The sequence below is a fragment of the Microbacterium sp. C5A9 genome, assembly GCF_022627955.1.
Classification (GTDB): Bacteria; Actinomycetota; Actinomycetes; order Actinomycetales; family Microbacteriaceae; genus Microbacterium.
In genome coordinates this window covers 515,905-525,612 of sequence record NZ_JABXGD010000002.1, presented here as the reverse complement: position 1 = coordinate 525,612, position 9,708 = coordinate 515,905, and the positions used below count along the sequence as shown (strand labels likewise).

11 protein-coding genes are annotated in these 9,708 nt (G+C 70.9%); all 11 read left to right on the top strand.

The window, feature by feature from the left end; translation table 11 throughout:
* The first annotated feature begins 50 nt into the window (after nt 1-50).
* The 11 genes from rpoZ (at nt 51) to HWD99_RS05730 (ending at nt 9,661) form a co-directional block, all read left to right on the top strand.
* Nucleotides 51-308 (top strand): DNA-directed RNA polymerase subunit omega, encoded by a 258-nt coding sequence (gene rpoZ / locus HWD99_RS05780; protein ID WP_042536631.1) that lies wholly within the window; start codon nt 51-53, stop codon nt 306-308.
* Between the two features lie 93 nt (nt 309-401).
* The gene (gene metK, locus HWD99_RS05775) at nt 402-1,595 is read left to right on the top strand and encodes a methionine adenosyltransferase (protein WP_241795269.1); all 1,194 of its coding nucleotides are present in this window, start codon (nt 402-404) and stop codon (nt 1,593-1,595) included.
* Nucleotides 1,596-1,629: 34 nt separating this feature from the next.
* Nucleotides 1,630-3,588: a primosomal protein N' gene (locus HWD99_RS05770; RefSeq protein ID WP_241795268.1), complete on the top strand. Its 1,959-nt coding sequence runs from the start codon at nt 1,630-1,632 to the stop codon at nt 3,586-3,588.
* A 69-nt stretch (nt 3,589-3,657) separates the two neighbouring features.
* The gene (fmt, locus tag HWD99_RS05765) at nt 3,658-4,578 is read left to right on the top strand and encodes a methionyl-tRNA formyltransferase (protein ID WP_241795267.1); all 921 of its coding nucleotides are present in this window, start codon (nt 3,658-3,660) and stop codon (nt 4,576-4,578) included.
* Nucleotides 4,575-6,131, top strand: coding sequence for an RsmB/NOP family class I SAM-dependent RNA methyltransferase (locus HWD99_RS05760; protein WP_241795266.1), 1,557 nt, complete (start codon nt 4,575-4,577; stop codon nt 6,129-6,131). Before fmt ends, HWD99_RS05760 begins: the two co-directional genes overlap by 4 nt.
* 4 nt (nt 6,132-6,135) lie before the next feature.
* Nucleotides 6,136-6,816 (top strand): ribulose-phosphate 3-epimerase, encoded by a 681-nt coding sequence (gene rpe, locus HWD99_RS05755; RefSeq protein ID WP_308220686.1) that lies wholly within the window; start codon nt 6,136-6,138, stop codon nt 6,814-6,816.
* Nucleotides 6,813-7,076, top strand: coding sequence for a phosphoribosyl-ATP diphosphatase (locus tag HWD99_RS05750; protein ID WP_042536637.1), 264 nt, complete (start codon nt 6,813-6,815; stop codon nt 7,074-7,076). Before rpe ends, HWD99_RS05750 begins: the two co-directional genes overlap by 4 nt.
* A 38-nt stretch (nt 7,077-7,114) precedes the next feature.
* Complete coding sequence (hisG, locus tag HWD99_RS05745) at nt 7,115-7,957, top strand: ATP phosphoribosyltransferase (RefSeq protein ID WP_241795265.1); 843 nt, start codon at nt 7,115-7,117, stop codon at nt 7,955-7,957.
* The gene (gene hisF / locus HWD99_RS05740; RefSeq protein ID WP_241795264.1) at nt 7,957-8,718 is read left to right on the top strand and encodes an imidazole glycerol phosphate synthase subunit HisF; all 762 of its coding nucleotides are present in this window, start codon (nt 7,957-7,959) and stop codon (nt 8,716-8,718) included. Before hisG ends, hisF begins: the two co-directional genes overlap by 1 nt.
* Nucleotides 8,715-9,074 (top strand): phosphoribosyl-AMP cyclohydrolase, encoded by a 360-nt coding sequence (gene hisI / locus HWD99_RS05735; RefSeq protein WP_241795263.1) that lies wholly within the window; start codon nt 8,715-8,717, stop codon nt 9,072-9,074. The genes hisF and hisI overlap by 4 nt, the downstream gene beginning before the upstream one ends.
* Nucleotides 9,071-9,661, top strand: a complete 591-nt coding sequence (locus HWD99_RS05730; RefSeq protein ID WP_241795262.1) for a Trp biosynthesis-associated membrane protein — start codon at nt 9,071-9,073, stop codon at nt 9,659-9,661. Before hisI ends, HWD99_RS05730 begins: the two co-directional genes overlap by 4 nt.
* Nucleotides 9,662-9,708 lie beyond the last annotated feature (47 nt).

Here is a 9,708-nt window from a genome sequence, read left to right as displayed (position 1 = left end):
CGCTGCACCGTCTTCGCGACGATCCCGTCGCCTGATCAGGAGGTCCCACCATGGCCGGACACCACACCAACGGAATCATCGATCCCCCCATCGACAACCTTCTCGACCGCGTCGACTCGAAGTACGAGCTGGTCATCTACGCCGCCAAGCGCGCGCGCCAGATCAACGACTACTACTCCGACCTGCACGAGGGCAACCTGTTCGACAACGTCGGACCGCTCGTCGACTCGTCGGTCGAGGACAAGCCCCTCACCATCGCGCTCCACGAGATCAACGAGGACAAGCTGCGTCTGCGTCACGCGGAGTGACTTCCGATGACCGCACCGCCGACTGATGTCGGCGGTGCGGTCCATCATGGGAGCCACCCACTTCTTTCCGTCCGATCCCGTTCTGGAGCCCTGATGAGCGCGCTGCGTCTGTTCACGTCCGAGTCCGTCACCGAAGGGCACCCGGACAAGATCTGCGACCAGATCTCGGACAGCATCCTCGACGGCCTGATCGCGAAGGACCGGGACTCCCGGGTTGCGGTCGAGACACTCGTCACGACCGGACTCGTGCATGTGGCGGGCGAGATCCGCACCGAGGCGTACGTGGACATCCCCACTATCGTGCGGCAGGTCGTGAACGGCATCGGCTACACGTCCAGCGACACCGGCTTCGACGGCGACTCCTGCGGCGTGAGCGTGTCGGTCGGCGAGCAGTCCACCGACATCGCGCACGGCGTCGACAACGCCCAGGAGCACCGCGACGGATCCTCTGTCGATCCGCTCGACGGACTCGGCGCCGGTGACCAGGGCATCATGTTCGGCTTCGCCACCAACGAGACGCCGCAGCTGATGCCGATGGCCGCGTGGACCGCGCACCGCATCGCGGAGCGACTCACCGAGGTGCGCAGGTCGGGCGCTCTGCCGTTCCTCCGCCCCGACGGCAAGACGCAGGTCACCCTCGGGTACGAGGGCTTCACGCCGAAGACCGTCGACGCGGTCGTGCTGTCGACGCAGCATCACCCCGACATCTCCCAGGACGAGATCAAGGCGCAGGTGCGCGAGCACGTCATCGACCCGATCCTCGCGACCACGGGTCTCGACCTCGACGACGTCACCTACTACATCAACCCGGCCGGCCCCTTCGTGACGGGCGGCCCCAAGGGCGATGCCGGCCTCACCGGCCGCAAGATCATCATCGACACGTACGGCGGGGCGGCCCGACACGGCGGCGGTGCCTTCAGCGGCAAGGACCCGTCCAAGGTCGATCGCTCCGGCGCCTACGCCACGCGCTGGGTGGCGAAGAACGCGGTCGCCGCGGGACTCGCCGACCGGCTCGAGGTCCAGGTCGCATACGCGATCGGCGTCGCCCGCCCTGTCGGGCTCTACGTCGAGACCTTCGGCACCGGAAAGGTGTCCGACGAGGCGATCACGCGAGCGATCAACGAGGTCTTCGACCTGCGCCCGCAGGCGATCATCGACCAGCTCGATCTCCTGCGACCGATCTACGCGCGCACCGCGGCGTACGGTCACTTCGGCCGCGAGCTCCCCGAGTTCACCTGGGAGCGCACCGACCGCGCGGAAGAGCTGCGCCGCGCTGCCGGTCTCTGATGCGCCCCTTGGTCACGAGGGGCGCGCGACGCCCATGACGGACCAGAGCCGGCGGATCGCGCGCGTTCTCCTCGACTCGCCACTGCCGCAGCTCGATCGACTCTTCGACTACGCGCTGCCCGCCGAGCTCGGCGACGTCCCGAGGGGAGTGCGCGTGCGCGTGCCTCTGCGTACGGCGGGGCGCCTCGTCGACGGGTACGTCGTCGAGCTCGACACCGAGGATGACGCCGACAGGCCGCTCTCCGAGGTCGACAGCGTCGTCTCACAGGTCCCGGTCCTGCCGGATCGGCTCTACCGGCTCGCCCGGCGTGCCGCCGATCGGGCTGCCGGATCGGCGTCGGATGTGCTGCGCCTGGTGATCCCGAAGCGGCAGGTGCGGGTCGAGAAGGCCTGGACAGCGGATTCGCCGACCCCCGTTCCCTCGGACGATGCTCTCGCGGCAGCACGCAGTGTGATCGGCGCCTACGACGGTCTCGACGAGGTGCTCGATCACGGGCGGCGGGCGGCGGTCGAGGCGATCCCCGTGTTCCACGAGGGCGAACCGGGCTGGGCGGCTCTGCTGGCCTCAGCGGCGGCGCACACGCTCGCGTCCGGTCGATCGAGCATCCTCGTCGTGCCCGACCACCGAGACCTCGATCACCTGCTCGCCGCGCTCGCGCTCGTGGTGCCGACAGAGGCGGTCGCGCGCTACGACTCGCGCCAGACCAATCCTGATCGCTACCGCGCCTTCCTGCGCTCCCTCGAGAACGCGCCGTGCGTGGTCGTCGGCAACCGTTCCGCCGTCTACGCGCCCGTGCAGGCCGGACTCGTCGCCGTGTGGGACGACGGCGATCCGCTGCTCGGCGAGCCCCTGGCGCCCTACGTCAACGCCCGTGACGCGGCTCTGCTGCGGCAGGAGCAGGAGGATTCGGCCCTGCTCTTCGTGGGGCACACGCGCACGACCGATGTCGAACGGCTGGTCGCCCACGGCTGGCTGCACGACGTGCGCGCCGCCCGCCGCGTGCTGCCTCGGGTCGTGCTGAGCACGCCGCAGGAGATGGATGCCCCGACCGCGCAGCGCATGCCCTCATCGGCGTTCCTCTCCGCGAGGAACGCCGCCGCAGAGGGGCCGGTGCTCGTCCAGGTCTCCCGTCCCGGTTTCGCCCCCTCTCTCGTCTGCGCGGAGTGCCGGGCGCCGGCCAGGTGCGCGCACTGCGGCGGGCCCCTCGGGGCGAAACACCGTGGTGCCGTTCCGGTGTGCGCCTGGTGCGGCCGCGGCGCGCGCGCCTGGGCGTGCCCGGCGTGCTCGTCAACGAAGCTCCGGCTCGCGTCGTCCGGGAGCGAGCGCACCGCCGATGAGCTCGGTCGTGCCTTCCCCGGCGTCCGAGTGATCGTGGCCGACAGCGCCCACCCGGTGGACCGCGTGTCGGACAAGCCCTCGCTCGTCGTCGCCACGCGAGGCGCCGAGCCGCTCGCCGACGGCGGCTACCGCGCGATCGTGCTGCTCGACGGACCCCGCATGCTGCAGGCCCCCGATCTCCGCATCGGCGAGGCGTGTCTCCGCTGGTGGTCCAACGCCGCCGCACTGGCCGCTCCCGGAGCCCCGATCCATCTGGTCGGCGTCGACGGCAGCATCGCGAAGGCGCTGGCGACATGGAACCAGGCGTCGTACGCACGGGGCGAGCTCGCGGAACGTGCGCCGCTCCATATGCCGCCGGCCGCGCGGGTCGCGCTCGTCGAAGGATCCACCGCCGCGATGGGGCGCGCTCTCGCCGCGCTCACCGAGCTGGCTCTCCCCGCCGACGCCGTCCTCGGCCCCGTGCCGCTCGAATCCGACGACTACCCGCCCCGCGTGCGCGCACTCGTTCGATTCGACTACGGTGCGGGAGCCCGTGTGGCAGGGGCGCTGAGGGCCGCGGTGGTCGCCGAGGCGGTCGCGGCCCGCCGGGGCAAGGGCAAGTCGACTCGGAGCGCGCTCTCGGTTCGGCTCGATATCCTCGATCCGGAGCTCTGATCGCGCAGACCGCTGACCTCCACCACGTCCGTACCGCCCGACCACCCCGCATCCCTCCGGAGCACCTTCATGCGTCTCGTCTTCGCCGGCACACCGTCGGCCGCCGTTCCCACACTCCGCCGCCTCGCGGCCGAGCATGACGTCGCCGCGGTGGTGACCCGTCCCGATGCCCCGCTGGGGCGCAAGAGGGTGCTGACCCCTTCGCCGGTCGCACAGGTCGCCGACGAGCTCGGACTCCCCGTCATCAAGGCGGCGCGCCTCGATGACGAGGCGACGGCAGCGATCGCCGCGCTCGACGCCGAGTTGGGGGTGATCGTCGCCTATGGCGGACTCGTGCGAGAGCCTCTGCTCTCGACTCCGGCGCAGGGCTGGATCAATCTGCACTTCTCGCTCCTGCCGGAATGGCGAGGCGCCGCACCGGTGCAGCGTGCGCTGATCAACGGCGATGCGCGGCTGGGCGCCAGCGTGTTCCAGCTCGTTCCCGCGCTCGACGCGGGCGACGTCTTCGACACCCGCGAGGTCGAGATCGCCGAGGAGGCGACGGCCGATGCCGCGCTCGAGACTCTCGCGGTCGAGGGCGCGGAGCTGACCGCCGAGGTCGTGTCATCGATCGCCGAGGGCACCGCCGTCGCGGTTCCGCAGGTCGGTGAACCGAGTCTTGCGCCCAAGCTCACGCTCGATGACGGGCTCCTCGACTGGGACGAGCCGCTCGTACGGGTGTTCGCCCGATACCGAGGCGTCACGCCTGAGCCGGGCGCGCACACGGTCGTCGGCGGCCACCGCCTGAAGATCCTCGAGGCGGCTCCGGCGCACGACGAACCTCGACAGGATGCCGGCGAGATCACCGCGACGAAGTCGGCCCTGCTCATCGGCACGGCGTCTTCCCCCCTCTCGGTCACACGGGTGCAGCCGGCCGGCAAGGGGGCCATGAACGCGGTCGACTGGTGGCGCGGTCAGCGTGACACCGAGAACCTGCGAGCCGGCGCATGAGCGGCGACCAGCCCCGTCGCGACCAGCCCGGTCGCGACCAGCCCGGTCGCGACCAGCCCCGTGGTCGCCAGTCCCGCGGCGGCACGCAGCGCGACGTCCGGTCGTCCGGAGGCGGTGCTCGCAACCCGCAGCACCGCGATGGTCGCCCGCGAGAACCCCGCCGCACGGTGCAGCCCGCCCGTCAGGTCGCCTACGACGTGCTGCGCGCGGTGTCGGAGTCCGATGCCTACGCCAATCTGATCCTTCCTCCGGCGATCGCCGAGGCGCGGCTCGATGCTCAGGATGCCGCGCTGGCGACCGAGCTCGCGTATGGCACGCTGCGTCGTCGTGGCACCTACGACGCGATCATCGCGGCCGCTGCCGACCGTCCGGCCGACCAGATCGACCCAGCGGTGCTCGACGCGCTTCGTCTCGCGACCCATCAGCTGCTCGCCACGCGCGTCGCGTCGCACGCGGCGGTGAACGAGTCGGTCAACCTGGTCGCCGCCGCGCAGGGCCGCGGAGCATCGAGCTTCGCGAACGCCGTGCTGCGCCGCATCTCGCGGGAGACTCCGGGGGAGTGGGAGCAGCGCATCGAGGACTCGGCCCGCTCCGACGACGAGCGTCTGGCGCTGCGCTCCGCGCATCCCGTCTGGGTGATCCGCGCGCTGCGTCGCGCGCTGGCCGCCGAGGGGCGATCGGACGAGCTCGATGCACTCCTCGACGCCGACAACGCGTCGCCGGAGGTGACCCTCGTCGCACTCCCCGGTCTCGCGCAGCCGGGGGAGCCGCGTCGGCCGTATGCCCCGACGGCGTACGGCTCTCCGGGCGGCGACCCTCATCGCGTCATCTCGGCGTCCGGCGGCACGGTGCGCGTGCAGGACGAGGGATCGCAGCTCGTCGCGCTCGCGCTGGCCGAGGCCGCACCGATCCGCGCGGGCGAGCGCTGGCTCGACCTGTGCGCGGGCCCGGGCGGGAAGACCGCGCTGCTCGCGTCGATCGCGCGCGAGCACGATGTGGCGCTCGAGGCCAACGAGGTGGTTCCCACCCGCGCGCGGCTCGTGCGCAACGCACTGCGCGCGGTGCCGGGCGATGTGGTCGTGCACGAGGAGGACGGTCGGTCCTTCGGAGACACGCACCGTGCCGTGTTCGATCGCATCCTGGTCGATGCCCCGTGCACCGGTCTCGGCGCTCTGAGACGCCGCCCCGAAGCGCGCTGGCGCAAGACCCCTGCCGACGTCGCCGAGCTCGTGCCCCTTCAGGTCGAGCTCCTGACCTCCGCCCTCGACGCGCTCGCTCCCGGCGGCATCGTGGCGTACGCGACGTGCTCTCCGCACCTCGCGGAGACGACGGGTGTCGTGTCGGAGGCGCTGCGCGGGCGTACGGACATCACGGAGCTCGACGCCCGAGCCGTGATCGCGGGGGTCGCCGAGTCGCCGATCGATCTCGGCACCGACGGGTCGGGGCGCGTGCAGCTGTGGCCGCACCGCCACGGCACCGACGCGATGTTCCTCGCGCTGCTGCAGCGAGACTCGACGGATACGCGCGACGTGAGCGCAGAAGAGGGAGACTAGACAGGTGGAACTGCCCAGCGCACCGCGCATCAACCCCAGCATCCTGGCCGCGGACTTCGTGAACATGCAACGGGATCTCGCGAAGATCGCCTCGGCCGACTTCGCGCATGTCGATGTGATGGACAACCACTTCGTGCCGAACCTCACCTTCGGGCCGCAGATGGTCGAGAGGATCCAGGCGACCAGCCCGATCCCGCTCGACGTGCACCTGATGATCACCGATCCGGAGCGGTGGGCACCCGACTATGCCGAACTGGGGGCGGCGAGCGTCACGTTCCACCTCGAGGCCGCGGCCGATCCGATCTCGCTCGCGCGCACGCTGCGGAGCATGGGTGCGCGGGCGGGCGTCGCCATCAAGCCCGACACGCCGGCCGAGGGGCTGTACAGCGTGCTCGAGGAGTTCGACCAGATCCTCGTCATGACGGTCGAACCCGGCTTCGGGGGCCAGGGATTCATGCCCGAGACGATGCCCAAGCTGCGCGCCCTCGCCGATGAGGCGAAGCGACGCGGTTCCACGGTCTGGCTGCAGGTCGACGGCGGAATCTCGGATGTGACGATCGAGGCCGCCGCGGCCGCGGGAGCCGACACCTTCGTCGCAGGATCCGCCGTCTACGGGGCGGATGACGTCGAGGCCGCCGTCACCCGGCTCAGGGACCGCGCCAGAGCCGCTAGCCTGGAATCGTGAAGACTTTCGACGAGCTGTTCGCCGAGCTCAGCGTCAAGGCCGAGACCCGACCCGAGGGATCGGGGACGGTCGCCGAGCTCGACGGCGGCGTGCACACCATCGGCAAGAAGATCGTCGAAGAGGCCGCCGAGGTCTGGATGGCGTCCGAGTACGAATCCGACGAGGCAGCGGCCGAGGAGATCTCGCAGCTGCTCTACCACGTGCAGGTCATGATGATCGCGAAGGGCCTGAGCCTGCAGGACGTCTACCGACATCTGTGAAGCGCTCCGCCCCACTCGCTTCGATCCGAAGGCTTTCCATGCTGCGCATTGCTGTTCCCAACAAGGGCTCTCTCTCCGAGACGGCCGCCGACATGCTCGCGGAGGCCGGCTACGCCGGTCGACGTGACCCCAAGACCCTCCACGTCGTCGACACCGACAACGACGTCGAGTTCTTCTACCTCCGTCCGAAGGACATCGCCACCTACGTCGGGTCCGGTGCGATCGACGTCGGGATCACCGGCCGTGATCTGCTCCTCGACGCGCGCATGCCCGGCGCGCGCGAGATCGAGGCGCTCGGCTTCGCGGGCTCGACCTTCCGCTTCGCCGCTCCGTCCGGCCGGTACACCGACGTCTCCGAGCTCGACGGCCTGCGCATCGCGACCTCGTACCCGGGTCTCGTCGACGCGTTCCTCGACGAGCGCGGCATCGCGGTCGATCTGGTGCCGCTCGACGGCGCCGTCGAGTCGGCGGTCCGACTGGGCGTGGCCGACGCCGTCGCCGACGTGGTCGAGACGGGGACGACCCTGCGTCAGGCCGGTCTCGACGTGTTCGGCCCCGTGATCCTCGAGTCCGAGGCCGTCCTCATCGCCGGGCCGCAGGATGCCGAGGGCTCCGAGACGCTGCTACGTCGTCTTCGGGGCGTCATGGTGGCACGACGCTTCGTGATGATCGACTACGACCTGCCGCTGGCTCTGCTCGACGACGCGGTCAAGATCGCGGGCGGCATCGAGTCGCCCACCGTCTCCCCGCTCCGGGATCCCGAGTGGGTGGCCGTTCGGGTCATGGTGGCGCGTTCGCGCGTGAACCCCGTGATGGATGCGCTGTACGCGCTCGGCGCGCGGGCGATCCTCGTGACGGCGATCCACAACGCGAGGCTCTGATGACCCTCGCAAGCCGTGTCATCCCCTGCCTCGACGTGGCGGACGGGCGGGTCGTGAAGGGCGTGAACTTCGAGAACCTCCGCGACATGGGCGACCCCGTCGAGCTCGCCAGGCACTACGCCGCGCAGGGCGCCGACGAGATCACCTTCCTCGACGTGACCGCCACGGTCGACGCACGGGCGACGACCTACGACGTCGTCCAGCGCACCGCAGAGCAGGTCTTCGTCCCGCTCACGGTCGGCGGGGGAGTCCGCAGCGTCGACGACGTGGCTCGCCTCCTCTCCGTCGGCGCGGACAAGGTCGGCGTCAACTCCGCCGCGATCGCCCGGCCCGAGCTGATCGGTGAGATCGCCGATCGATTCGGAGCCCAGGTGCTGGTGCTGTCGCTCGACGTCAAGCGAGCCGACACGACGCCCTCGGGGTTCGTCGTCACGACCCACGGCGGACGGACGCAGACCACTCTCGATGCGCTCGACTGGGCGCGCGAAGCGGCCGAGCGCGGTGCCGGTGAGCTGCTGGTGAACTCGATCGACGCCGACGGCACGCGTGACGGCTTCGACCTCGAGCTCGTCCGACTCATGCGCGAGGCGGCCTCGGTGCCGGTCATCGCGTCGGGCGGCGCGGGCCGGGCCTCGGACTTCGCCCCCGCGATCAAGGCCGGCGCAGACGCCGTGCTCGCGGCGAGCGTGTTCCACACCGGTGCGCTCACGGTCGGTGACGTGAAAGACGCCCTGCGGGCAGAGGGAGTGCTCGTCCGATGAGTGATGTCGAGGCGCGCATCGCGCAGGTCGCGTTCAACGCCGACGGGCTGGCGCCGGTCATCGTGCAGCAGTGGGACACGAACGAGGTGCTCATGCTCGCGTGGGTGAACGACGAGGCGCTGCGCCGCACGCTCACCACCGGTCGCGCCGTGTACTGGTCGCGGTCCCGGCAGGAGTACTGGCGCAAGGGCGACACCTCCGGCCACATCCAGGTCGTGCACGAGGCACGGCTCGACTGCGACGGCGACGCGATCCTCCTGCGGGTCGACCAGACCGGACCCGCCTGCCACACCGGCACGCGCACCTGTTTCGACACGACCGACCTCGAAGCGGTCGAGGGGAGCGCGTCCGCATGAGTCTCGCGCGTCGGGGGCGCTCGATCGCCGTCTCGGGTTTCCTGCTCTCCGGGGCGATCGGCATCATCTCCTCCACGCAGACCTGGCTGACGGTCGAGCGAGCGGATGCGGGCGAGGCCATCCTCGTTCCCGGGGCCTCGGCGCTGCCCCTTCTCGCGCCGCTGAGCCTCGCCGTGCTCGCTCTCGGCCTCGCACTGTCCATCTCCGGTCGCCTGGTGCGGCTGATCTTCGGTGCGCTGGCGGTGGCGACGGCGCTCTTCCTCGGGTGGACGACCGTGCAGCTGCTCGCCTCCGAGCCGCTCGGAGCCGTCGGTCCGACGGTGACCGAGACGACCGGGCTCGCAGGCAGTGCCGCCATCGCCGACGTGGTCGCCGGCATCGAGGTGTCGGCGTGGCCGTATGCGACGCTCGTGGGCTGGTTCGTGCTGCTCGTGGCGGCAGTCGTCGTCCTGCTCACCTGGCGCGGCTGGAAGTCCGGCGGGCGCCGGTACCGCACGGACGCCGCCCATGAGACGCACGCCACCGGTCCCGTCGACGCGATCGATTCCTGGGACGACCTGTCCCGCGGAACCGATCCGACGCGGTGACCCCGATAGACTGACAGAGATCCCGCACGTCGTCCCCGGAGGAGACC

Coding starts and splice junctions, on each gene's coding strand:
- rpoZ (WP_042536631.1), top strand. CDS start 51: ATGGCCGGACACCACACCAACGGAATCATCGATCCCCCCATCGACAAC.
- metK (WP_241795269.1), top strand. CDS start 402: ATGAGCGCGCTGCGTCTGTTCACGTCCGAGTCCGTCACCGAAGGGCAC.
- HWD99_RS05770 (WP_241795268.1), top strand. CDS start 1,630: ATGACGGACCAGAGCCGGCGGATCGCGCGCGTTCTCCTCGACTCGCCA.
- fmt (WP_241795267.1), top strand. CDS start 3,658: ATGCGTCTCGTCTTCGCCGGCACACCGTCGGCCGCCGTTCCCACACTC.
- HWD99_RS05760 (WP_241795266.1), top strand. CDS start 4,575: ATGAGCGGCGACCAGCCCCGTCGCGACCAGCCCGGTCGCGACCAGCCC.
- hisG (WP_241795265.1), top strand. CDS start 7,115: ATGCTGCGCATTGCTGTTCCCAACAAGGGCTCTCTCTCCGAGACGGCC.
- hisF (WP_241795264.1), top strand. CDS start 7,957: ATGACCCTCGCAAGCCGTGTCATCCCCTGCCTCGACGTGGCGGACGGG.
- hisI (WP_241795263.1), top strand. CDS start 8,715: ATGAGTGATGTCGAGGCGCGCATCGCGCAGGTCGCGTTCAACGCCGAC.
- HWD99_RS05730 (WP_241795262.1), top strand. CDS start 9,071: ATGAGTCTCGCGCGTCGGGGGCGCTCGATCGCCGTCTCGGGTTTCCTG.